At 59.2% G+C, this 24,243-nt stretch carries 22 protein-coding genes; 4 read left to right on the top strand and 18 right to left on the bottom strand.

What is annotated here, in order from left to right; translation table 11 throughout:
* Positions 1–7 precede the first annotated feature (7 nt).
* Genes ACYZT0_RS15355 through ACYZT0_RS15345 form a run of 3 tightly spaced genes read left to right on the top strand, consistent with a single transcriptional unit; the run spans position 8 to position 2,881 of the window.
* Positions 8–808, top strand: a complete 801-nt coding sequence (locus ACYZT0_RS15355) for a carbohydrate ABC transporter permease (protein WP_017339615.1) — start codon at positions 8–10, stop codon at positions 806–808.
* A 10-nt stretch (positions 809–818) separates the two neighbouring features.
* Positions 819–1,091 (top strand): DUF2160 domain-containing protein, encoded by a 273-nt coding sequence (locus tag ACYZT0_RS15350; protein ID WP_449644666.1) that lies wholly within the window; start codon positions 819–821, stop codon positions 1,089–1,091.
* A gap of 47 nt (positions 1,092–1,138) precedes the next feature.
* Positions 1,139–2,881 (top strand): ABC transporter substrate-binding protein, encoded by a 1,743-nt coding sequence (locus ACYZT0_RS15345; protein WP_462041952.1) that lies wholly within the window; start codon positions 1,139–1,141, stop codon positions 2,879–2,881.
* A 234-nt stretch (positions 2,882–3,115) separates the two neighbouring features.
* Here the strand turns inward: ACYZT0_RS15345 and ACYZT0_RS15340 are convergent, their stop codons facing one another.
* Positions 3,116–3,373, bottom strand: a complete 258-nt coding sequence (locus ACYZT0_RS15340) for a hypothetical protein (protein WP_462041951.1) — start codon at positions 3,371–3,373, stop codon at positions 3,116–3,118.
* Positions 3,374–3,698: 325 nt separating this feature from the next.
* Here ACYZT0_RS15340 and ACYZT0_RS15335 point away from each other — a divergent pair, with 325 nt between their 5' ends.
* Entirely contained in the window at positions 3,699–4,163 is a 465-nt protein-coding gene (locus tag ACYZT0_RS15335) for a GNAT family N-acetyltransferase (RefSeq protein WP_462041950.1), read from the top strand.
* A 67-nt stretch (positions 4,164–4,230) separates the two neighbouring features.
* On the opposite strand, the gene nuoN is transcribed toward ACYZT0_RS15335, so the two are convergent.
* The 17 genes from nuoN to ACYZT0_RS15250 all read right to left on the bottom strand — a co-directional run bounded on the left by nuoN (position 4,231) and on the right by ACYZT0_RS15250 (position 24,173).
* Positions 4,231–5,694 carry an NADH-quinone oxidoreductase subunit NuoN gene (gene nuoN, locus ACYZT0_RS15330; RefSeq protein WP_008146054.1) on the bottom strand — a complete coding sequence of 488 codons (1,464 nt, stop codon included), beginning with the start codon at positions 5,692–5,694 and terminating at the stop codon, positions 4,231–4,233.
* A gap of 7 nt (positions 5,695–5,701) precedes the next feature.
* Positions 5,702–7,234, bottom strand: coding sequence for an NADH-quinone oxidoreductase subunit M (gene nuoM / locus ACYZT0_RS15325; protein WP_129436914.1), 1,533 nt, complete (start codon positions 7,232–7,234; stop codon positions 5,702–5,704).
* A gap of 39 nt (positions 7,235–7,273) precedes the next feature.
* Positions 7,274–9,127: an NADH-quinone oxidoreductase subunit L gene (gene nuoL / locus ACYZT0_RS15320; RefSeq protein ID WP_462041949.1), complete on the bottom strand. Its 1,854-nt coding sequence runs from the start codon at positions 9,125–9,127 to the stop codon at positions 7,274–7,276.
* Positions 9,124–9,432, bottom strand: coding sequence for an NADH-quinone oxidoreductase subunit NuoK (gene nuoK, locus ACYZT0_RS15315; RefSeq protein WP_007946416.1), 309 nt, complete (start codon positions 9,430–9,432; stop codon positions 9,124–9,126). The genes nuoL and nuoK overlap by 4 nt, the downstream gene beginning before the upstream one ends.
* Before the next feature lie 2 nt (positions 9,433–9,434).
* Positions 9,435–9,938 (bottom strand): NADH-quinone oxidoreductase subunit J, encoded by a 504-nt coding sequence (gene nuoJ, locus ACYZT0_RS15310; RefSeq protein WP_348058466.1) that lies wholly within the window; start codon positions 9,936–9,938, stop codon positions 9,435–9,437.
* Positions 9,939–9,947: 9 nt separating this feature from the next.
* Positions 9,948–10,493 (bottom strand): NADH-quinone oxidoreductase subunit NuoI, encoded by a 546-nt coding sequence (gene nuoI / locus ACYZT0_RS15305; protein ID WP_218192018.1) that lies wholly within the window; start codon positions 10,491–10,493, stop codon positions 9,948–9,950.
* A gap of 12 nt (positions 10,494–10,505) precedes the next feature.
* A complete protein-coding gene (nuoH, locus tag ACYZT0_RS15300; protein ID WP_462041948.1) occupies positions 10,506–11,513 on the bottom strand; it encodes an NADH-quinone oxidoreductase subunit NuoH in 1,008 nt (335 codons plus the stop codon).
* Complete coding sequence (gene nuoG, locus ACYZT0_RS15295; RefSeq protein ID WP_462041947.1) at positions 11,510–14,224, bottom strand: NADH-quinone oxidoreductase subunit NuoG; 2,715 nt, start codon at positions 14,222–14,224, stop codon at positions 11,510–11,512. Before nuoG ends, nuoH begins: the two co-directional genes overlap by 4 nt.
* 137 nt (positions 14,225–14,361) lie before the next feature.
* Positions 14,362–15,717 (bottom strand): NADH-quinone oxidoreductase subunit NuoF, encoded by a 1,356-nt coding sequence (gene nuoF / locus ACYZT0_RS15290; RefSeq protein WP_462041946.1) that lies wholly within the window; start codon positions 15,715–15,717, stop codon positions 14,362–14,364.
* Complete coding sequence (gene nuoE, locus ACYZT0_RS15285) at positions 15,714–16,211, bottom strand: NADH-quinone oxidoreductase subunit NuoE (protein ID WP_462041945.1); 498 nt, start codon at positions 16,209–16,211, stop codon at positions 15,714–15,716. Before nuoE ends, nuoF begins: the two co-directional genes overlap by 4 nt.
* A 2-nt stretch (positions 16,212–16,213) precedes the next feature.
* Positions 16,214–17,998 carry an NADH-quinone oxidoreductase subunit C/D gene (gene nuoC, locus ACYZT0_RS15280; protein ID WP_008146037.1) on the bottom strand — a complete coding sequence of 595 codons (1,785 nt, stop codon included), beginning with the start codon at positions 17,996–17,998 and terminating at the stop codon, positions 16,214–16,216.
* 72 nt (positions 17,999–18,070) lie between these two features.
* A complete protein-coding gene (locus tag ACYZT0_RS15275) occupies positions 18,071–18,745 on the bottom strand; it encodes a NuoB/complex I 20 kDa subunit family protein (RefSeq protein ID WP_008146035.1) in 675 nt (224 codons plus the stop codon).
* Between the two features lie 10 nt (positions 18,746–18,755).
* Entirely contained in the window at positions 18,756–19,169 is a 414-nt protein-coding gene (locus ACYZT0_RS15270; RefSeq protein ID WP_003223812.1) for an NADH-quinone oxidoreductase subunit A, read from the bottom strand.
* Between the two features lie 620 nt (positions 19,170–19,789).
* A complete protein-coding gene (aceA, locus tag ACYZT0_RS15265; protein ID WP_282377694.1) occupies positions 19,790–21,115 on the bottom strand; it encodes an isocitrate lyase in 1,326 nt (441 codons plus the stop codon).
* A gap of 494 nt (positions 21,116–21,609) precedes the next feature.
* A complete protein-coding gene (locus ACYZT0_RS15260; protein WP_462041944.1) occupies positions 21,610–22,371 on the bottom strand; it encodes a secretin N-terminal domain-containing protein in 762 nt (253 codons plus the stop codon).
* A 214-nt stretch (positions 22,372–22,585) separates the two neighbouring features.
* Positions 22,586–23,011 (bottom strand): GNAT family N-acetyltransferase, encoded by a 426-nt coding sequence (locus ACYZT0_RS15255; RefSeq protein ID WP_017339601.1) that lies wholly within the window; start codon positions 23,009–23,011, stop codon positions 22,586–22,588.
* On the bottom strand, positions 23,004–24,173 hold the full coding sequence (locus ACYZT0_RS15250) for a ribosomal protein uL16 3-hydroxylase (protein ID WP_462041943.1): 1,170 nt from the start codon (positions 24,171–24,173) through the stop codon (positions 23,004–23,006). The genes ACYZT0_RS15255 and ACYZT0_RS15250 overlap by 8 nt, the downstream gene beginning before the upstream one ends.
* Positions 24,174–24,243: the final 70 nt, after the last annotated feature.

Here is a 24,243-nt window from a genome sequence, read left to right as displayed (position 1 = left end):
GCCCGCCATGAGCAAGAGAAAGCTTATCCCGCTGCTGATCTACATCCTGTTCCTGCTGGTGCCGATCTACTGGTTGCTGAACATGTCCTTCAAAAGCAATACCGAAATCCTCAGCGGCCTGACCCTGTTTCCGCAGGATTTTACCTTCGCCAACTACAAGGTGATCTTCACCGATCCAGCCTGGTACACCGGTTACCTCAACTCGCTGTACTACGTGAGCCTGAACACGGTGATTTCGCTGAGCGTGGCATTGCCGGCGGCGTATGCGTTCTCGCGCTATCGGTTCCTCGGCGACAAGCACCTGTTCTTCTGGCTCCTGACCAACCGCATGGCGCCACCGGCGGTGTTTTTGCTGCCGTTCTTCCAGCTGTATTCCTCGATTGGTTTGTTCGACACCCACATCGCTGTGGCCTTGGCCCACTGCCTGTTTAACGTGCCGTTGGCGGTGTGGATCCTCGAAGGTTTCATGTCCGGCGTGCCCAAGGAGATCGACGAAACGGCCTACATTGATGGCTATAGTTTCCCCAAGTTTTTCGTGAAGATTTTCGTTCCGCTGATTGGCTCCGGGATCGGTGTCACCGCATTTTTCTGCTTCATGTTTTCCTGGGTCGAACTGCTGCTGGCGCGAACGCTGACCTCGGTCAACGCCAAGCCGATCGCGGCGGTGATGACGCGCACGGTCTCGGCGTCCGGCATTGACTGGGGCGTGCTGGCGGCGGCGGGGGTGTTGACCATTCTGCCAGGCATGCTGGTGATCTGGTTTGTTCGCAACCACGTGGCCAAGGGCTTTGCCCTGGGCCGGGTCTGAGGAGCTGATGATGGAATGGATGAGTTGGACCACCCCCACAGCAGCGTTCTTTATCGTCATCGGCCTGATTCTGGTGGGAATGACGACCTGGGAATTGCGTTCGCCGAGCATTCTTCGGCGTGGTTTGTTGCCGATTGCCACCACCCGTGGCGATCGGTTGTTTATCGGTCTTCTCGGCAGCGCCTACCTGCATTTGCTGGTAATCGGCGTCACCGACTGGAGCATCTGGGTAGCGTCCGCGTTGTCCCTGGTGTGGCTGTTGGCTGTGATGCGTTGGGGCTAGTCGAATCGCTCGGCAAAGTTGCTCCGAAACCCTAAAAGGAGGTCTCTATGTTCGACAAAAACAATAAGCTGCGACATAGCGTTTCATTGGCAGCCATGCTGGCACTCAGCGGGTTGAGCGCTGCGGCGTGGGCGGATGCCTATGAAGACGCCGCGAAGAAATGGATTGGCAGCGAATTCACACCGTCCACCCTCACCCCAGAGCAGCAGCTCGAGGAGTTGAAGTGGTTCATCAAGGCCGCCGAGCCGTTTCGCGGGATGAGCATCAAGGTGGTTTCGGAAACCATCGCGACCCACGAATATGAATCCAAAACGCTGGCCAAGGCCTTTACCGAAATCACCGGGATCAAGCTGACCCACGACCTGCTGCAGGAAGGCGACGTGGTGGAAAAGCTGCAGACCCAGATGCAATCGGACAAGAACATCTATGACGGCTGGGTCAACGACTCGGACCTGATCGGTACGCACTTTCGCTACGGCAAAACCGAATCGATCACCGACCTGATGGCCAACGAAGGCAAGGCCTACACCTCGCCGACCCTGGACATCAAAGACTTCATCGGCATCTCGTTCACCACCGCGCCGGACGGCAAGATCTATCAGCTGCCCGACCAGCAGTTTGCCAACCTCTACTGGTTCCGCGCCGACTGGTTCGAACGGCCAGAGCTGAAAGCCAAGTTCAAGGAGAAGTACGGCTACGAATTGGGCGTCCCGGTGAATTGGTCGGCCTATGAAGACATCGCCAAATTCTTCAGCGAAGACGTCAAGGAAATCGACGGCAAGCGTATTTACGGGCACATGGACTACGGCAAGAAAGACCCGTCCCTCGGCTGGCGCTTTACCGATGCCTGGTTCTCCATGGCCGGTGCTGGCGACAAAGGCATTCCCAACGGCTTGCCGGTCGACGAGTGGGGCATCCGCGTCGAAGACTGCCATCCGGTCGGTTCCAGTGTGACCCGCGGCGGCGACACCAACGGCCCGGCGGCGGTCTATGCAACCACCAAGTATGTCGACTGGCTGAAGAAATATGCACCGCCGGAAGCGGCGGGCATGACCTTCTCCGAGTCCGGCCCTGTGCCGTCCCAGGGCAACATCGCCCAGCAGATTTTCTGGTACACCGCGTTTACCGCCGATATGACCAAACCGGGCCTGCCGGTGATGAACACTGACGGCACGCCGAAATGGCGTATGGCGCCGTCGCCGAAAGGCCCGTACTGGGAAGAGGGCATGAAGCTCGGTTATCAGGACACCGGTTCCTGGACCTTCCTCAAGTCCACGCCTGAGAAGCAAAAACTCGCGGCCTGGCTGTATGCGCAGTTCGTGACCTCGAAAACCGTATCGCTAAAGAAAACCATCGTCGGCCTGACGCCGATCCGTGAGTCGGACATCAACTCGCAAGCCATGACCGACCTGGCACCGAAACTCGGCGGCCTGGTCGAGTTCTACCGCAGCCCGGCCCGCGTGCAATGGACCCCGACCGGGACCAACGTGCCGGACTATCCGCGTTTGGCGCAACTGTGGTGGAGCCACATCGCCGAAGCCGCCAGCGGCGAGAAAACCCCGCAACAGGCGCTGGACGGTCTGGCCAAGGATCAGGACGCGATCATGGCCCGTCTGGAACGCTCCAAGGTTCAACCGGTCTGCGGACCGAAAATGAACCCGGAGCGGGATGCTCAGTACTGGCTTGACCAGCCGGGTGCGCCGAAGCCGAAACTGGCGAACGAGAAACCTAAGGGTGAAACCGTGAGCTATGCCGAACTGCTGAAATCGTGGGAGGCGGCGCGTAAGTAAACAGCTGGACTTTGAAATGCGAACGGCACCGTAAGGTGCCGTTTTCTTTGGCGCCTGATCCATTGCAATCGCGAGCAAGCTCGCTCCCACAATGATCTTCGGTGTTCACAGCATTTGTGACCGGCACAACTCTTGTGGGAGTGAGCCTGCTCGCGATTGCAGGGGGCGGCGGGGGTAGCCATTTCATTATTGGTCAGGGTGGGTCTGATAGATCCATGTACGCAGATGTGGCTTCTACCTTTCGTAGGTATCTAGCTGGCTGTCTGACAGAGAGGTATCGATGTCATTTGGAAATACGAGTTTGCCCTTCATGGCGCCGATCCGTTTAACACGCGTTTTTTTCAAGGTGATTTTGCCTCGGCGTTCTTTGGCTAACGCATCGAGGCCATCCATCAACTCTGAAAAAATAGTCCGCTTCATGGTTCTTGGATCTCCACTCGATAGGTGATCTTCAAATTTAGCGGCAAATGCCTTCTGCGGAATGTCAGCCATTACTCACCGCTTTGCAGGCAAATTCCTAGAAAGAAGAGGGCATTGAAGACCAAAGATCGCAGCCTGCGGCAGCTCCTACAGAGCGCACACCATTCCAATGTAGGCGCCAGTCGCATTTGGCGGCTTCGATTGACGTGTCGGAACAATCCACTGCACTGTCCAACCATGAATACCCAATATCGAATGACCATGATGTGCTCCTCTATGACCGCTTCCGGCGGGCCATAAGGTCATACGTGTTTGTCATTTGACGTGTACCCAAAGCCCCGCCAGAAATGGACGGGGCTTTTTCATTCCCGTCCGCACATGGCTCATGGAGAGAGAAATGTTCGAGATCAGAAGAGCCACCCCGGACGATGCCCAGATAGCGTTCGACATTCGGCGACTCGCCATCCCGCATCAATGCGTCGGCGCTTACACTGAGCAGCAAATGTTCGATTGGACCAAAGGCTCGGCCGAAGACGGTTACGACACGCTAATGGACAAGCACTTCTATCTGGGCTGCGTTGAGGGCAAGCCCGTGGCGACCGGCATGCTCGATCTGGAGCACCGTGAAATCGGCGCAATCTTCATTCACCCGGATTTCATGCATTGCGGACTGGGCAAGCGTGTTTTGTGTTTTCTTGAAGATCTGGCGCGGGATTTGGGACTGACCGAGGTGTGTCTTGATGCGACGATGAATGCTGCCGATTTCTATCGACGCTGTGGTTACGGCGGGGAGGAACCTGCGATTTACCATTCACCCTCAGGCCTTCGACTGGCCTGCGTGCCTATGGTGAAGAAACTGTGAAGGCCTGAACGCAAAAACGGCACCCGAAGGTGCCGTTTCTGTTTTCTACCCAGTACCGCCTAAGCGATCAACCCGCCAACCCGGCCTGCTGAACCAGGACCAGCAACGGCTGCGGATACAGACCGAGGAAGAACGCCAGTGCAGCGATGGCCAGCAGCATCACGCCGCCTGCGCGTTGTTCCCAGTGCAGTTGCGCATCGTGGCGACGCAGGTTCGGCTCGATCAGGAACAGGGTGACCATGACGCGCAGGTAGTAGAAGACGCCGATGGCGCTGCCCAGTACCAGGGAACCGACCAGCCACCATTGGTGCGACTCGACACCGGTAGCGATGATGTAGAACTTGCCGATGAAGCCCGCGGTCAGCGGGATACCGGCCAGGGACAGCATCATCACGGTCAGTACGGCGGTCAGGTACGGACGGCGCCAGAACAGGCCGCGGTATTCGTACAGGGCATCCGCATCACGGCCGTTGTACGGCGAGGACATCAGCGTGATCACGCCGAACGCGCCGAGGCTGGTGATCACGTAGGTGACCAGGTACACGCCGATGGCTTCCACGGCCAGACCCTTGCTCGCCACCAGGGCGATCAGCAGGTAACCGAAGTGAGCGATGGACGAGTAACCCAGCAGACGCTTGAGGTTGCTTTGGGTCAGTGCCAGCAGGTTACCGAACAGGATCGACGCGATGGCGATGATGGTCAGCACGTCGCTCAGGACACCGCTGCTCGCCGCCGGCGAGATCTGGAACAGACGCACCATCACCGCGAACACGGCGACTTTCGAAGCGGTGGCCAGGAACGCCGCCACCGGTGCCGGAGCACCTTCGTAAACGTCCGGGGTCCAGAGGTGGAACGGTACCAGCGACAGCTTGAACGCCAGACCGATCAGCATCATGCCCAGGCCCAGTTGAGCCAGCGAACTTGGCAGGCCGGTGGCGGCCAGGGCCTGGCCGATACCAACGAAGCTCAGGCTACCGGAGTCGGCGTAGAGCAGGGCCATACCGAACAGCAGGAACGCGGAACCGGCAGCCGACAGCACCATGTACTTGATACCGGCTTCCAGCGAACGCTTGTTGAAGAAGGCATACGCCACCAGACCGTAGACCGGTACCGAGAGCAGTTCCAGACCGATGAACAACCCGGCCAGGTGCTGCGCGCTGACCAGTACCAGGCCACCGGCGGCGGCCATCAGGATCAGCAGGTAAAGTTCTTCACGGTTGCCCGGGTAACCCGAACCGCCATCGCCGAGGTAGGCGTGGGCCAGGGTCACACAGGCGAGGGTGGCGACCAGGATCAGCGCCATGTACAGGCAAGCGAAGGTGTCGATCTGCAGTAATGGAGTCACGGCCAGAGGCGCGACTTTCAGGGCTGGCAGGATCGACAGCAACGCCAGGTTCAGACCCGCCACGGAAATCAGGAAGGTCTGCGAGTGGTTGCGGCGCCAGGCGATCGCCAGCATCACCACGATGATCGTGGCGCTGGTGATCAACAACGGCGCAAGCGCGATAAAGTGTTGAGTCGTGAATTCCATAGCGCTCTTACCGGGCCGAAGCGAGTTGAGTGAAGGCGGTGCCGAGCCATTGCTGCACGCCATGCATCGTCGCAGCAGAGGTATCGAGGAACGGTTGCGGGTACACGCCGATGAAAATCAGCAACGCTGCCAGACCGACCACCATGATCAGTTCGCGACCATCCATGCCATGCAGCACCGCATCCGATTTGGACGGGCCGAAGTAGGCACGGTGGATCATGATCAGCGAGTAGACCGATCCGAACACCAGACCGGACGTCGCGAGGATAGTGATCAATGGAGCGCTCGGGAACGTGCCGATCAGGATCAGGAACTCACCCACAAAGTTACCGGTAGCCGGCAAGCCCAGGGACGCGGCTGCGAAGAACAGGCTGACGGCCGGCAGGTAAGCAATCTTCGACCACAGGCCACCCATTTCACGCATGTCGCGGGTGTGGGTACGTTCGTACAGTTGACCACTGAGGATAAAGAGTGCCGCGGCCGACAGACCGTGAGCCAGCATCTGCATCACCGCGCCCTGCAGCGCCAATTGGCTGCCGGAGTAGATGCCGATCAACACGAAGCCCATGTGGGAAACGGAAGAGTAGGCGATCAGACGCTTGATGTCGGTTTGTGCGAAGGCCAGGAACGCACCGTAGAAGATCCCGATCAGACCCAGGGTCATGGCGAACGGCGCAAACTCGGCCGAGGCATTCGGGAACAGCGGCAGGGCGAAACGCAGCAGACCGTAAGCAGCCGTTTTCAACAAGATACCGGCCAGGTCGACCGAACCCGCTGTCGGCGCCTGGGCGTGAGCGTCAGGCAACCAGGAGTGGAACGGCACCACGGGCAGTTTCACCGCGAAGGCGATGAAGAAGCCGAGCATCAGGATGTACTCGGTGGTCAGCGACATCTTGGTTTTCAACAGATCGGCGTAGTTGAACGTAATCACGCCGGTGTCGTTGAAGTTGACCAGTACCAGACCCAGGATCGCCACCAACATGATCAGGCCGGAAGCCTGAGTGAAGATGAAGAACTTGGTCGCCGCGTAGATCCGGGTTTTCTTGCCGTCCGAAGAACTGTGACCCCAGAGCGCGATGAGGAAGTACATCGGCACCAGCATCATTTCCCAGAAGAAGAAGAACATGAACAGGTCGAGGGCGAGGAACACGCCGACGACACCGCCCAGGATCCACATCAGGTTCAAGTGGAAGAAGCCAACGTGACGCTGGATCTCTTTCCACGAGCAAAGTACCGAGAGGATACCCAGCAGACCGGTCAGCAGGATCATCAACAGCGACAGGCCGTCGAGGGCCAGGTGCACGCTGATGCCGAAGCGCTCGATCCAGATGTGCTTGAACTCAAGCACCCAGGTCGGATCGGCACCCGGTGCCGGAGCAAATGAATAATTACCGTGGGCCCACAGCCAGAGGCCGAGTGCGAGTTCCAGGGTCATGGTCAACAGCGCAATCCAGCGGGGGAGGGTAGCGCCGAAGCGCTCACCCATCCAGCACAGCAGGCCGCCGATGAAGGGGATCAGGATTAGCCAAGGCAGAATCATGACGGGCTCAATTCCTTTCGCAAGTTCGCAAGGTTCATATCAGACCGCTACCAGCACGATGGCGCCGATGACCAGCACGGAGCCAGCAGCCATGGATGCCGCGTACCAACGCAGTTGACCGGTTTCGGTACGGCTCAGGGCGGTGTGACCGCCTTTGGCCATACGCGGGATCAGACCGATGGTCTGGTCGAGCGGGTCTTTGCGCAGTCCGTGGCTGATCGCAAGGTATGGCTTGACGAACAGTTTGTCGTAGATCCAGTCGAAGCCCCAGGCAGCGAACCACCAGGCCGAAAGGAAGCGGCCGATGCCGCTGTTGGCGATTGCAGTGACGAAACGACGCTTGCCAAGGAACAGCAGCGCGGCCAGCAGGATACCGGCAAGGGCGATGGCGCCCGAAGCGATTTCCAGGCTGTGCTTGGCTTCGCCGCCGGCATGGCCGACGCTTTCCGGCAGCACGCCGTGCAGCGGTGGAACGATCATCGCGCCAATGGCGGTGGACAATACGATCAGCACCGACAGTGGCAGCCAGTGAGCGATGCCGTGACCGGCGTGCGCTTCGGTCTTCGCTTCACCGTGGAACGCGATGAAGATCAGGCGGAAGGTGTACAGCGAGGTCATGAACGCGCCGACCAGACCTGCGTAAAGCAGACCGTGGTTGCCGCTGGCAAACGCTTCCCAGAGGATTTCGTCCTTGGAGTAGAAACCTGCGGTCACCAGAGGCAGGGCAGACAACGCCGCGCCGCCGACGATGAAGCTGGCGTAGGCCAGTGGCAGTTTCTTCCACAGACCGCCCATCTTGAAGATGTTCTGTTCGTGGTGGCAGGCAACAATCACCGCGCCCGACGCAAGGAACAGCAACGCCTTGAAGAAGGCGTGGGTCATCAGGTGGAAGATCGCGCCATCCCACGCGCCAACGCCCAGGGCCAGGAACATGTAGCCGATCTGGCTCATGGTCGAGTAGGCGAGGATACGTTTGATGTCGGTCTGGACCAGTGCGGCAAAACCTGCGAGCACCAGGGTCACGCCGCCGACAATGCCGACGAGGTGCAGGATATCCGGCGCCAGGGCAAACAGGCCGTGAGTACGGGCGATCAGGTAAACGCCGGCGGTCACCATGGTTGCGGCGTGGATCAGTGCCGAAACCGGAGTAGGACCGGCCATCGCATCTGCCAGCCAGGTTTGCAGCGGCAGTTGCGCAGATTTACCGACAGCGCCGCCCAGCAGCATCAGGGTCGCCATGACGATCCAGAAGTCGCCGGACTTGAAGTGCTCCGGCGCCTTGATCAGCAATTCCTGGATGTTCAGCGTGCCCAACTGTTGGAACAGGATGAACAGGCCGATGGCCATGAACACGTCGCCGATACGGGTCACGATGAAGGCTTTCAGTGCCGCGTTACCGTTGTTACGGTTGCTGTAGTAGAAACCGATCAACAGGTACGAGCACAGGCCCACGCCTTCCCAACCGAAGTACAGGAACAACAGGTTATCGCCCAGCACCAGGAACAGCATGCTGGCGATAAACAGGTTGGTGTAGGCGAAGAAGCGCGAGTAACCGGCTTCACCGCGCATGTACCAGGACGCGAACAGGTGGATCAGGAAGCCGACGCCGACCACCACACCGAGCATGGTCAGGGACAGACCATCCAGGTACAGGGCGAAATTAGGCGTAAAGCCTTCCACCGCCATCCATTGCCACAACACTTGCGTGTAGTGACCGCCTTCCGGCGGCGCAACGTTGAACTGCCAGATCACATAAGCCGTCACGATGGCCGACAGACCAATGGAGCCGACGCCGATCAGGGCCGAAAGGTTTTCCGAGAGGCGGCCGCGTGAGAACGCCAGCAGCAGGAAACCTATGAGAGGGAATACGAAAGTCAGATAGAGAAGATTCATCCGCGCATCTCGCTGGCAGCGTCGATATCGAGAGTGTGGAAGCGGCGATACAGCTGCAACAGAATCGCCAGGCCAATACTGGCCTCGGCGGCTGCCAGGCTGATCACCAGGATGAACATGATCTGTCCATCCGGCTGCGCCCAGCGGCTACCGGCAACGATGAACGCCAGTGCGGAGGCATTCATCATGACCTCCAGGCTCATCAGCACGAAGAGAATGTTGCGGCGGACCATCAGGCCGACCAGACCGAGGCAGAACAGGATGCCGGCAACCGCCAGGCCATGCTCCATAGGGATAGCAGGCATCGTCATTGCTCCTTGGCTTCGTTGCGGCCCAAGTGGAACGCCGTGACGGCTGCGGCGAGCAGCAGCATCGAGGCGAGTTCGACCACCAGCAGATAAGGACCGAAGAGGCTGATGCCCACGGCCTTGGCGTCTACGGTGGTGTGGCCGATGGCCTGACCGCTGGAATGGCTGAACAGCACGTACAGCAGTTCAACCAGCAGCAGAGCGCCGAGTGCGACCGGGCCGAGCCAGATGCCAGGCTTGAGCCAGACGCGCTCTTGCTGAACCGAGGCCGGGCCCAGGTTCAGCATCATCACCACGAACACGAACAGCACCATGATGGCGCCAGCGTAGGCGATCACTTCCAGCACACCGGCGAACGGCGCGCCGAGGGCGAAAAAGGTCATCGCCACGGCAATCAGCGAAATGATCAGGTAGAGCAGGGCGTGCACAGGGTTGGTGTTGGTGATCACGCGAAGCGTGGACACAACAGCGATACCCGATGCGAAATAGAAAGCGAATTCCATCTTTCTTCCTTAAGGCAGCAAGCTCTTCACGTTGATCGGTTCGGCTTCATTTTGCGCGGCGCCTTTTGGCTTACCGGCAATCGCCATACCTGCAACACGATAGAAGTTGTAATCAGGGTTTTTGCCGGGGCCGGAGATCAACAGATCTTCTTTCTCGTACACCAGGTCCTGACGTTTGAACTCGGCCATTTCGAAATCCGGTGTCAGCTGGATCGCGGTGGTCGGGCAGGCTTCCTCGCAGAGGCCGCAGAAAATGCAGCGCGAGAAGTTGATGCGGAAAAACTCCGGGTACCAGCGACCGTCTTCGGTTTCAGCTTTCTGCAGCGAGATGCAACCGACCGGGCACGCCACGGCGCACAGGTTGCAGGCTACACAACGCTCTTCGCCATCAGGGTCGCGAGTCAGGACGATACGTCCACGAAAGCGCGGCGGCAGGTACACGGCTTCTTCCGGGTACTGCAGCGTGTCGCGCTTGCGGAAGGCATGGCCGAAGATCATCACCAGGCTGCGAAGCTGGGTGAAGAAGCCATGCACGATGTCAAAAATGTACTTCATGATTCTCTATCCTCACTGAGCCGCGACGGCGGGCGTGTTGAGCAACACGATCGCAGCGGTCACCAGCATGTTGACGAGGGTCAGTGGCAGGCAGAACTTCCAGCTGAAATCCATCACTTGGTCATACCGTGGGCGCGGAATCGAGGCGCGCAGCAGGATGAAGAACATGATGAAGAGCGCGGTTTTCAGCGCGAACCAGATGAACGGGATCTGCGGCAGAATACCGAACGGACCGTGCCAGCCACCGAAGAACAAGGTCACCAGCAGCGCCGAAATCAACACGATGCCGATGTACTCGCCGACAAAGAACATGCCCCATTTCATGCCGGCGTATTCAATGTGGTAACCGTCGGCCAGTTCCTGTTCCGCTTCCGGCTGGTCGAACGGGTGACGGTGAGTCACGGCGACACCGGCAATGAAGAAGGTCAGGAAACCGAAGATCTGCGGAATGACGAACCACAGGTTCTGGGCTTGATACTCAACGATGTCGCGCATGTTGAACGAGCCGACCTGGATCACGATGCCCATCAGCGACAGACCCATGAACACTTCGTACGACACGGTTTGCGCCGAGGCCCGCAAGCTGCCCAGCAGGGCGAACTTGTTGTTGCTCGACCAGCCGGCGAACAACACCGCGTAGACCGACAGACCGGCCATGGCGAAGAAGAACAGGATGCCGATGTTGATATCCGCCACGCCCCAGGTCGGGGTGATCGGGATGATCGCGAAGGCAATCAGCAACGAGCTCATGGCCACGACCGGCGCCAGGGTGAAGATAACCTTGTCGGCGAACGGCGGCGTCCAGTCTTCCTTGAAGAACATCTTGATCATGTCGGCCGCGATCTGGAACGCGCCGAACGGGCCAACGCGGTTCGGACCGTAACGGTCCTGCCAGAGGGCGAGCAGACGACGCTCGACCCAGCTCAACAGCGCGCCGCACACCACCACGGCGAGCAGAATCACGATGGCCTTGAGGACCGCAATGATCACGTCAATCACTTCAGGCGTGAACCAGGTCATTGAGCTGCCTCCTGCAGACCGTCAACGGATTTGCCAAAGATCGCCGGCGGAATGCCGGCGATACCGGCCGGCAATGCGACCAGACCGGCACCCAGCTCTTCGTTGATGCGCAGCGGCAGACGCAGGGTCTGGCCGGCCACGTTCAAGCTGAGCATGGCGCCGTCATTGACACCCAGGCGGTCGGCTTCGGATTTGGCCAGCGACACGTAAGCGGTCGGGATGCGCTCTTGAACCGGCGCGGCTTTGGAAGAGTTCTCTTCGCTGCCGAACAGGTGGAAGAACGGCACAACCTGCCAGGTGCCCGGAGCCGGGTTGAACGCGCGAGGAACACTGGCGAACCAGTTCAGCGAGTCACCGGTGCTTTCGATCAGGCGGGTGCCCGGGTCGCCAGCGCGGATATGACCGCCGACTTCGTCCTGGAACTTGTTCCAGGCTTGCGGCGAGTTCCAGCCCGGAGACCAGGCGAATGGCACTTGCTGACGCGGTTCGACCGAGCCCGAGTAACCTTCCATGGAGAACGAGAACGCCGTGTCGTTATCCTGGGAAGTACGCGGTTCGTGCACGCTGATGTCGGCGCGCATGGCGGTGCGACCGGAGTAACGCAGCGGTTCGCGGGCCAGTTTCAGGCCTTTGATACGGAACGCGGCGGACGGCGCGGCACTGACGATGCCGGCCAGTTGCGCAGTGCTTGCAGCACACGCAGCGGTGACGTGGTCCAGTTGAGTCCAGTCGATTGGCTGGTTCAACAGGGTCGCGCGCAGGGCGTGCAGCCAGCGCCAGCCTTCGTGAACGAGGATGCTCGCGTCGAGGTAAGTCGGGTCGAAGACCTGGAAAAAACGCTGGGCGCGGCCTTCCTGGCTGACCAACGTACCGTCGCCTTCAGCGAAGCTGGCGGCTGGCAGAACCAGGTGCGCGCGATCGCTGGTAGCGGTTTTCTGATGGTCCGCCACGATCACCACTTTAGCGGCGTTCAGGGCAGCATCGACACGGGCTTTGTCGGTACGGGTGTACAGATCGTTTTCCAGCACGACGACAGCGTCGGCTTTGCCGTCGATCACCGCTTGCAGGGCCGCGTCCACCGATTCGCCACCGAGCATGGCCAGGCCGAGGCTGTTGGCCTCTGGCACGATCAGGCTGATGGAACCGTTCTTCTCGCGCAGCTTCAGCGCTTTGGCGATGTTCGCCGCCGCTTCGATTAGCGCCTTGGAACCCAACGAGGTACCGGCAATGATCAGCGGACGCTTGGCTGCGAGCAGGGCATCGGCGATACGCTTGGCCAGCTCCAGCGCTTGCGCGTCCAGGCCTTCAACGGCAGGCGCGCTGGCGTCGAGGGCGTGAGCCACGGCGAAACCGATGCGGGCCAGGTCGTCTGGTGCTGCGTGAACGCATTCTTCAGCGATGTCGTCGAGCTTGGTTTCAGCCAGGCTGGCGATGAACAGCGGGTTCAGAGCGTTCTGACCGATGTTCTTCACCGCAGCGTCGAGCCAAGGCTGGACGCGCATGGCGTCGGCCATGTCTTCAGCTTTGCCTTTGACCGATTGACGCAGGGACAGGGCCATGCGCGCAGCAGTCTGGGTCAAGTCTTCACCGAGGACGAAAATTGCATCGTGGTCTTCGATGTCGCGCATGTTCGGGATCGGCAGCGGGCTGTCTTTCAACACCTGCACGACCAGACGAATGCGTTCCAGCTCAGCGGCTTCGATACCGGAGTAGAAGTGCTCGGCGCCGACCAGTTCGCGCAACGCGTAGTTGCTTTCGAGGCTGGCACGGGGCGAACCGATACCGACGATGTTGCGACCGCGCAACAGGTCGGCGGCTTTATCCAGCGCTTCGTCGAGGGTCAGCTTGGCGCCGTTGGCCAGCTTTGGCTGACGCGGGCGGTCTTCGCGGTTGACGTAGCCGTAGCCGAAACGGCCACGGTCGCACAGGAAGTACTGGTTTACCGAACCGTTGAAACGGTTTTCGATACGACGCAGTTCACCATAGCGCTCGCCCGGGGAGATGTTGCAACCGCTGGAGCAGCCATGGCAGATGCTCGGCGAGAACTGCATGTCCCACTTGCGGTTGTAGCGCTCGGAGTGAGTCTTGTCGGTGAACACACCGGTCGGACAGACCTCGGTGAGGTTGCCGGAGAACTCGCTTTCGAGGGTGCCGTCTTCTACACGTCCGAAGTACACGTTGTCGTGGGCGCCGAACACACCGAGATCAGTGCCGCCGGCGTAGTCTTTATAGAAGCGCACGCAACGGTAGCAGGCGATGCAGCGGTTCATTTCGTGGGAAATGAACGGGCCCAGTTGCTGGTTCTGGTGGGTACGCTTGGTGAAGCGATAACGGCGCTCGTTGTGGCCGGTCATCACGGTCATGTCTTGCAGGTGGCAGTGACCGCCTTCTTCACAGACCGGACAGTCGTGAGGGTGGTTGGTCATCAGCCATTCAACGACGCTGGCGCGAAACACTTTCGCTTCTTCGTCGTCGATGGAGATCCAGCTGCCGTCGGTAGCTGGCGTCATGCACGACATGACGATCCGACCACGCTTGTCGTTCTCGTCGGTGTACTGCTTGACCGCGCACTGGCGGCAAGCGCCAACGCTGCCTAGGGCTGGGTGCCAGCAGAAATAGGGGATATCGAGGCCTAGCGACAGACATGCCTGTAACAGGTTGTCTGCCCCGTCGACTTCGAGCTCTTTGCCGTCTACGTGGATAGTGGCCATGGTTCAAAGTTCTTCGTTGGCCCGGTGTCAGCGGGCGTGGCTAATGGAATCTTGTTATCCGCGCGAATCAAAACAGCCGTTAAAGGCGTCATCGCGCGAAAAGCGAACGGCACGGACCGTTCGCTTTTTTTAAAGCGTTAAGCGCCGACTACGATCGGCCTTGCCAGAGGCGGGACGACGGCGCTGGTAGGCGCGATGCCGGCTTCGAACTCATGGCGGAAGTATTTGATTGCGCTGCCCAACGGCTCCACGGCGCCCGGTGCGTGAGCACAGAAGGTCTTGCCCGGGCCGAGGAAACCGACCAGACCCAACAGGGTCTCGATATCGCCGGCTTGCCCTTCACCGTTCTCGATCGCGCGCAGAAGCTTGACGCTCCACGGCAAGCCGTCACGGCACGGGGTGCAGAAGCCGCAAGATTCACGGGAGAAGAACTCCTCCATGTTGCGCAGCAGGGACACCATGTTGACGCTGTCGTCCACCGCCATGGCCAGGCCGGTACCCATACGGGTGCCAACCTTGGCGATGCCGCCGGCGTACATTTGTGCGTCCAGGTGTTCCGGCAACAGGAAACCGGTACCGGCGCCGCCTGGCTGCCAGCACTTGAGCTTGTAACCGTCGCGCATGCCGCCAGCGTAGTCTTCGAACAACTCGCGACCAGTGACGCCGAACGGCAATTCCCACAGGCCTGGGTTCTTGACCTTGCCGGAGAAGCCCATGAGCTTGGTGCCCATGTCTTCACTGCCTTCGCGCGCCAACGATTTGTACCAGTCCACGCCGTCGGCAATGATCGCCGGCACGTTGCACAGGGTTTCAACGTTGTTCACGCAAGTCGGCTTGCCCCACACGCCAACGGCGGCCGGGAAGGGTGGCTTGGAGCGTGGATTGGCGCGGCGGCCTTCGAGGGAGTTGATCAGTGCGGTTTCTTCACCACAGATGTAACGCCCGGCGCCGGTGTGGACGAACAGCTCGAAATCAAAGCCGCTGCCCAGGATGTTTTTACCCAGCAGGCCGGCTGCCTTGGCTTCTTCCACGGCACGGTTCAGGTGCTTGGCGGCGGTGGTGTATTCGCCACGCAGGAATATGTAGCCACGGTAGGTTTTCAGCGCGCGAGCACTGATCAGCATGCCTTCGATCAGCAGATGGGGCAGTTGCTCCATCAGCATCCGGTCTTTCCAGGTGTTCGGTTCCATCTCGTCCGCATTGCACAGCAAGTAGCGGATGTTGATGGATTCGTCTTTAGGCATCAGGCCCCACTTAACGCCCGTGGGGAAGCCTGCACCGCCGCGACCTTTGAGGCCTGCGTCTTTCACGGTCTGGACGATGTCGTCCTGTGCCATGTCGGCGAAGGCTTTGCGCGCAGCTGCGTAACCGTTCTTGGCCTGGTACTCGTCGAGCCAGACAGCTTCGCCGTCGTCACGCAGACGCCAGGTCAGCGGGTGAGTCTCTGCGGCACGCTTGATGCGGTTGGCAGGACCGAAGGAAGTCAGGGTCATACGTAGCCCTCGAGCAATTTGGCAACGCCGGCAGGCTGCACATCACCGAAAGTGTCGTCGTCGATCATCAACGCCGGCGCCTTGTCGCAGTTGCCGAGGCAGCAGACCGGCAGCAGGGTGAAACGACCGTCGGTGGTGGTCTGACCCAGGCCGATGCCCAGATTGCACTGGATTTCGCTGACAACGGATTCGTGGCCGCCGATGTAGCAAACCATGCTGTCGCAGACACGGATGATGTGACGGCCGACCGGCTGACGGAAGATCTGGCTATAGAACGTCGCCACCCCTTCAACGTCGCTGGCCGGGATGCCGAGGATCTCGCCGATGGCGTAGAGCGCGCCATCAGGCACCCAGCCACGTTCCTTCTGGACGATCTTCAGGGCCTCGATCGACGCCGCGCGCGGGTCTTCGTAGTGATGCAGCTCGTGCTCGATGGCGGAGCGCTCGGTTTCGCTCAGGGCGAAACGGTCTGTTTGGATAAGCGTGCTGTTCATGCTTAGCGGTCCACGTCGGCCATAACGAAATCGATACTACCCAGGTACGCAATCAAGTCCGCGACCATGCTGCCTTTGATCACCGAAGGGATCTGCTGCAGGTGCGGGAAGCTTGGGGTGCGAATCCGGGTGCGGTAGCTCATGGTGCCGCCATCGCTCGTCAGGTAATAACTGTTGATGCCCTTGGTCGCCTCGATCATCTGGAAGGATTCGTTGGCCGGCATGACCGGGCCCCACGAAACTTGCAGGAAGTGCGTGATCAGGGTCTCGATGTGTTGCAGCGTGCGTTCTTTCGGCGGCGGCGTGGTCAGCGGGTGATCCGCCTTGTACGGGCCTTCCGGCATGTTGCGCATGCACTGCTCGATGATCTTCAGGCTCTGGCGCATTTCTTCGACACGCACGATGCAACGGTCATAGGCATCGCCATTGGCCGCCAGCGGCACTTCGAATTCGAAGTTCTCGTAACCGGAGTACGGGCGAGCCTTGCGCAGGTCAAAATCGCAACCGGTCGAACGCAGGCCAGAACCGGTGACGCCCCATTCCAGGGCCTCTTTGGTGTTGTAGGCGGCGACGCCGATGGTCCGGCCACGCAGGATGCTGTTGTCCAATGCGGCTTTCTGGTATTCGTCCAGACGCTTTGGCATCCACTCGATGAAGTCTTTCACCAGTTTTTCCCAGCCGCGCGGCAGGTCGTGGGCGACGCCACCGATGCGGTACCAGGCCGGGTGCAGACGGAAACCGGTAATGGCTTCGATCACCGTGTACGCCTTCTGACGGTCGGTGAACGTGAAGAACACCGGAGTCATGGCGCCGACGTCCTGGATGTAAGTCCCCAGGAACAGCAGGTGGCTGGTGATCCGGAAGAACTCGGCCATCATGATGCGGATGACGTCGACCTTCTCAGGCACTTTGATGCCGGCCAGCTTCTCGACCGAGAGCACGTACGGCAGGTTGTTCATTACGCCGCCGAGGTAGTCGATACGGTCGGTGTACGGAATGAAGCTGTGCCAGGACTGACGCTCGGCCATCTTCTCGGCACCACGGTGGTGGTAACCGACGTCCGGCACACAGTCGACGATCTCTTCACCGTCCAACTGCAAGATGATGCGGAATGCACCGTGCGCAGAAGGGTGGTTAGGGCCGAGGTTGAGGAACATGTAGTCCTCGTTCGCCCCGGAACGCTTCATGCCCCAGTCTTCAGGCTTGAACCGCGCGGCTTCTTCCTCAAGCTGTTGCTTGGCCAGCGTCAGGCTGAACGGGTCGAACTCGGTGGCACGGGCCGGGAAGTCCTTGCGCAGCGGGTGACCTTCCCAGGTCGGCGGCATCATGATGCGGGTCAGGTGCGGGTGGCCGGCAAAGTTGATGCCGTACATGTCCCACACTTCACGCTCGTACCAGTTGGCGTTAGGCCAGATGCCGGTAACGGTCGGCACGCTAAGGTCGCTCTCGGACAAGGCGACCTTGATCATTACGTCACTATTACGTTCGATCGACATCAAGTGATAGAACACGGTGAAGTCGGCGCCGCTTGGCAGCCCTTGACGCTTGGTGCGCAGACGCTCGTCCACGCCGTGCAGGTCATAGAGCATGACGTACGGCTTGGGCAGGTTGCGCAGGAAGGTCAGGACTTCGACGAGTTTGGCACGGGCAACCCAAAGCACCGGCATGCCGGTGCGGGTAGGCTGGGCGGTGAACGCCTCGGGGCCAAAACGGTTGTTCAGTTCGACGACCACATCCTGGTCGTCTGCCTTATAAGGCGGGATGTACAGAGCACTGCCTGTAGTCATGGTTATTTATCGCTTTCGGTCAACGTAAAGAATGAAGCCAGTGTCTCGTTCTATTAAAGAAGCAGATCTGGATCAGACTTCGTCGGGGCTGCGCAGGTTGGTGACTGCGATTCGCTGTTCGCGGCGCTGTTCCTTTTGCGAAGGCATCTCGGCGCGGTACACGCCTTGATCGCCGACGACCCAGGAAAGCGGACGACGCTCCTGTCCAATCGACTCCTGCAAGAGCATCAAACCTTGCAGAAAAGCTTCAGGGCGGGGCGGGCAGCCAGGCACGTAGACGTCCACGGGCAGGAACTTGTCCACCCCTTGAACGACGGAGTAGATGTCGTACATGCCACCGGAGTTGGCGCACGAACCCATGGAGATAACCCATTTAGGTTCGAGCATTTGCTCGTAGAGACGCTGAATGATCGGCGCCATCTTGATGAAACAGGTACCGGCGATAACCATGAAATCCGCCTGACGCGGCGATGCCCGGATAACCTCGGCGCCAAAGCGCGCGATGTCGTGGGGCGCCGTGAAGGCGGTGGTCATTTCCACGTAGCAGCACGAAAGACCGAAGTTATACGGCCACAGGGAGTTCTTGCGCCCCCAGTTGATCGTGCCGTTAAGCACGTCTTCGAGCTTGCCCATGAAAATGTTTTTGTGAACTTGATCTTCTAACGGATCGGAAACGGTTTCCCGTTCGCCAATCGGATACTGCTCGTTAGGAGCATCGGGGTCGATCCTGGTGAGATTGTATTGCATTGCCAAAGCCTCATTGTTTCAGCTTCGCCTGCCGCTTACGACGAGCTTCCGGAGCCCAATCAAGGGCGCCCACTCGAAATAGGTAGACAAGACCTGCCAACAGAATTGCTATGAAAACGAGAGCTTCGACGAATCCGGTCCAGCCGCTTTCGCGGACGGACACAGACCAGGCAAAGAGAAAGAGGGCTTCGATATCGAAGATCACGAAGAGCATCGCGACCAGATAGAATTTGGCTGAGAGCCGCAAGCGGGCACCACCTGTAGGTAGCATGCCGGACTCGAACGGTTCGTTTTTGCTGCGGCCCCAGGCTTTTGACCCGAGGAGGCTGGAGACGCCGAGCATGAAGGCGCAAAGGCCGACGACGCCCAAAAGGAAAATGGCAAAGCCCCAGTTGTGGGCCATGAGTCCTGTCGCTTCGGGCATGCTGGTAATCCTTAACAGAGAGCAAAGGTCTCTGAGCTTGAAAAGAAACAAAGCAGTGACGATATGTCGCAGCAATCAATCCCGCTGATTTTATGGCACATCACCGTGCAAGTAAAATTCAGATAGCGAAATTATTTAATAGAATAAGGACATAGCGTGCCTCCAAGGCCCCGCAACCCATGCGTTGCGGGCTTTAGCCGGGATTTCATCAATATTGTCTTGTTGGGAATGTAACGAACATAGTTGCAGCTAAATGATAATCACTATTGTTTGTGGTGGTTTTTAAACTGTTTAACGGGTGGGTGGCCAGGAAGTTGTCATATATGCGCGTTACTGCAAGTAGCGCACGGGGTCGTTTTACCTTGTTTTCCTGATCAAAAAACTGCTCTGGATCAATGATTTTTCCGTGCTTTTGTAGGAGCGAGGCTTGCCCGCGATGAGCGATGACGCGGTATGCCTACAAGACCGTGGTGTATTCTTCGCGGGCAAGCCTCGCCCCTACAACAGCGTGTGAATTCGCGGGCAAAAAAACGCCCCGAACCAGTCGGGGCGTCAGTTTTGCGACGTTGCGGTTAGCTTTCTATTCGGTCCGCAACGGCCGTTTGCTCAGGCGAATCAGATCAGTGGAACTGTTCTTCTTCAGTCGAACCGGTCAGTGCGGTTACCGATGACGAGCCACCTTGAATCACAGTGGTCATGTCGTCGAAGTAGCCGGTGCCCACTTCCTGCTGGTGAGCCACGAAGGTGTAACCCTTGGCAGCGTCAGCGAACTCTTGCTCTTGCAGCTTCACGTAGGCAGTCATGTCGTTACGGGCGTAATCGTGCGCCAGGTTGAACATGCTGTGCCACATGTTGTGAATGCCGGCCAGGGTGATGAACTGGTGCTTGTAACCCATGGCGGACAGTTCGCGCTGGAACTTGGCGATGGTCGCGTCGTCCAGGTTTTTCTTCCAGTTGAAGGAAGGCGAGCAGTTGTACGACAGCAGTTGGTCCGGGTATTCCTTTTTGATCGCTTCGGCGAAGCGACGAGCCTCGTCCAGATCCGGCTTGGCGGTTTCGCACCAGATCAGATCGGCGTACGGCGCGTAGGCCAGGCCGCGGGAGATTGCCTGGTCGAGACCAGCGCGCACTTTGTAGAAACCTTCCTGAGTACGTTCGCCAGTCACGAACTCTTTGTCGTACGGGTCGCAATCGGAAGTCAGCAGGTCAGCCGCGTTAGCGTCGGTACGTGCCAGAATGATGGTCGGAGTACCGGCAACGTCAGCAGCCAGGCGAGCAGCGGTCAGCTTCTGTACAGCTTCCTGGGTAGGAACCAGTACCTTGCCGCCCATGTGGCCGCATTTTTTCACGGAAGCCAGTTGGTCTTCGAAGTGAACGCCGGCGGCGCCTGCTTCGATCATGCTCTTCATCAGCTCGTAAGCGTTCAGTACGCCGCCGAAACCGGCTTCAGCGTCAGCCACGATCGGAGCGAAGTAGTCGATGTAACCTTCGTCGCCCGGGCCTTTGCCGGCTTTCCACTGGATCTGGTCAGCACGACGGAACGAGTTGTTGATGCGCTTGACCACGGTTGGAACCGAGTCCACCGGGTACAGCGACTGGTCCGGGTACATCGATTCGGCGGAGTTGTTGTCCGCAGCGACTTGCCAGCCCGACAGGTAGATTGCCTGGATACCGGCTTTAACTTGTTGCACAGCCTGGCCGCCGGTCAGGGCGCCCATGCAGTTGACGAAATCTTTCTCAGGACGGAAGGACGGCTTGGCACCTTGGGTCACCAGGTTCCAAAGCTTCTCGGCGCCCAATTTTGCAAAGGTGTGCTCAGGTTGAACCGAGCCGCGCAGGCGGACGACGTCAGCAGCGGAGTAAGCGCGTGTCACGCCTTTCCAGCGTGGGTTTTCAGCCCAATCTTTTTCGAGGGCTGCAATTTGCTGTTCGCGTGTCAGTGCCATGGAGATAAACCTCGTCGCATAGGTCTGGGTGGAAAATTCCTGCTCCTGCCAAATACGCATTAGAAACGTAAAAGGCTGCTCGCTGACCAGAAGCTTAGGTGGTCAAGTCGGATTCGACGGGGATGGCGACGGGATGAACGATGGGCTCGAGGGGAAGTGAGCAGGTAAGGGCGAACTGGCGAGCGCATTCGGGCGTCGTGGGCCTTGGTGCAAACTTCAGTGTGGAGCCGGGTTACCTAATTACGCTTCCGTCCCTCGGGACAACTTCGTTCCAGTCGGCAACCTCGTCAAACACACCTTGTGGGCGGTACAGACACGAAGCGGCTCGCGGGGTAGGTGCGAACGGCGCCTCGAAGGCCCTTGCCAGGGCCCCTGATTAGCGGGAGCGAGGCCATCATGCCTTCGCTTTTTTGTATCGTCAAACGTTTTGTAGTGCTTTTTTTCGAGCACTACATCTTTGGTCTAATACGACTAATCAGTCAGTTTTCGGTGGTTTAGTCCAAAGTATCGACTTTCACCCGCAGGGTCATGTCATCCCGACCCTGAGTCGAGTAGCTGCGGGTCTGGCCCTGTTTGTCGGCCTGTGTCTGGCGATTCACGCCAGCCAGGGTGATCCACTCGCCAACCCGGCCCGTGATAGTTGTGTCGGTACTTTGCACATTCACTACATCGGGACGTTCCTGGCTCATGCGGTCACGGTTTGTGCTGATCGCCAAGTGAACGATGTTGCCGGTGACGCTGGCAGTGACGTAGAAGCCTTGGGTGACGTTGCGGTATTCGGTCTGGCTTCGCAGGTCGCCGTAGGCGTCGGTTTGAGTGCTGGTGAGCGGCACGCTCTGACCGACCTGGATCAGGGCCGGTGCGCCTTCGCTGGCCTGAATCTGTTGGATCCCGCCATCACGGCTGTCGGTGCTGCGGTTGATGATGCGGGTCTGACTCGGTTTGGCACCGTTCACCGAATAACCCTGATCGCTCTGGAAGTTGTTTTCGTTGGTGTCGACGGTGATCAGCAGGCGTTTGGGTTGGGTGTCGAGTTGCGCAATCAGGGCTTTAAGTTCGTCGATCTTGCGCTGTTCGGCATTAACGATCAGTTGGTTACCGTAGGCGCTGACCTGGCCATCCTTGCCGATGAAATCCTGTGCCATCGGCAGCATGTCGGCGCTGGTGTGGTAGTTCAGGGGCACGATCTCGGTGGCTGCCATGACCGAGCAACTGCAGGTCAGTAGCAGCGTGGTGAGCAGGGTGCGTAGGGACATATCCGTTATCTCCGACATCTTGAAGTGTTGATATTGCCAGTTTGTCGGCCCGGCGGGGGGCAAGTTGAATCGTAGACAGCAAAACGCCCCGGCATCCGAGGATGGCGGGGCGTTTTGTGGTGTCCTTAAGTACGCCTTCGCGGGCAAGCCTCGCTCCTACAATACGCAGATAACTGTAGGAGCGAGGCTTGCCCGCGATGGTAGCGACTCGGTCTTACGCCGAGTGCCGCACCATGTCCACATGCGGAATCCCTGCTTCCAGGAACTCCTCACTGACCAGGCTGAAGCCCAAGCGCTCATAGAACGCCGTGGCTTGTACCTGTGCGCTCAGCATCTGCTGCTTCAGCCCGCGCTTCTCGGCTTCACCGATCACCGCTTGCATCAGCGCGTCCCCGACTTTCAAACCGCGCCAGTCTTTCAGCACCGACACCCGGCCAACGTGGCCATCGGGCAGCAGGCGAGCGGTGCCAATCGGAAAGTCGCCTTCGAAGGCGAGAAAATGCACCGCAGTTGCGTCATCAGCATCCCATTCCAACTCGGGTGGAACGGATTGCTCGGCGATGAACACCGTCTCACGAATGCGCCGGATCTCGGCGTTGTCCTTTTGCCAGTCTGCGACACGTACGTGAATTTTATTCATCAGCAAACCCCAGGCTTCCTTGCTTGATCAGTTCACACAGCAGGCCGCGACCGTCTTCGTCGCTCAGCCAGTCACCGAGGTTGTCGGTGTGCAGCGCGTCTGCGGCGCAAATCAACTTCAGCAGCTCGCGCAGTTTGCCCGGCAGGTAACGGCTCTGGCCGCTGGCGAACAGCAGCAGGTCGTCATCGACTTCGGACCAGGCCATGCGCGCGCTCGGGTTGCGGATCAGTACTGCGCCTTGCTCAAGGCTGGTGAGCAGGTCGTCTTCTTCGATCTCTTCCGGGCCCGCCACCAGTTCCGGGTAACGTGGCTCGGTCATGAACTGGCCGAACCAGGTCAGCAGCAGACGCTCGTCGCTCATGTGTTCGGCGAGCAGGCCTTTCAAGCGATCAAGGGCGTCGTGCTGGATCTGATGTGGGTCGACCGCAGGCAGGGCGTCGGCGTCGGTGTAACGCTCTTCGTCCGGCAGGAACTGGCTGAGGAAGTCGGTGAAGTGGGTCAGCACTTCAGCGGCGCTCGGCGCGCGGAAACCTACCGAGTAGGTCAGGCAGTCATCAACGGCAACGCCGCAATGGGCCAGGCGCGGGGGCAGGTAGAGCATGTCGCCCGGTTCCAGGACCCATTCGTCGGTGGCCTCAAAGTCGGCGAGGATGCGCAGGTCGGCGTGTTGCAGCAGCTTGCTCTCGGAATCGCACATCTGGCCGATTTTCCAGTTGCGCTTGCCGTGACCTTGCAGCAGGAATACGTCGTAGTTGTCGAAGTGAGGACCGACGCTACCACCCGGGGCGGCGAAGCTGATCATCACATCGTCGATGCGCCAGCTCGGCAGGAAGCGGAAGTTTTCCAGCAGCTCAGCGACTTCCGGTACGAATTGGTCGACCGCTTGAACCAGCAGCGTCCAGTCGCGTTCCGGCAATTTGCTGAATTCGTCTTCGGCGAACGGGCCGCGGCGCAATTCCCAAGGGCGCTCGCCGTGCTCGATCACCAGGCGCGATTCGACTTCTTCTTCCAGCGCCAGGCCGGCCAGTTCGTCGGCGTCGATCGGGCTTTCGAATTCAGGAATCGCCTGACGGATCAGCAGTGGTTTTTTCTGCCAGTAGTCGCGCAAGAACTCGCGCGCCGTGATGCCGCCCAGTAGTTGAAGAGGAATGTCAGGATTCATGTGTAACCTATTGAAAAAAAGCACTTTTCAGACGGGAATAAAAACGCCCGGCGCTGCCGGGCGTCTCAAA

It is taken from the genome of Pseudomonas sp. ZS1P83, from assembly GCF_054897825.1.
This window is presented reverse-complemented; position numbering and strand designations above follow the sequence as displayed.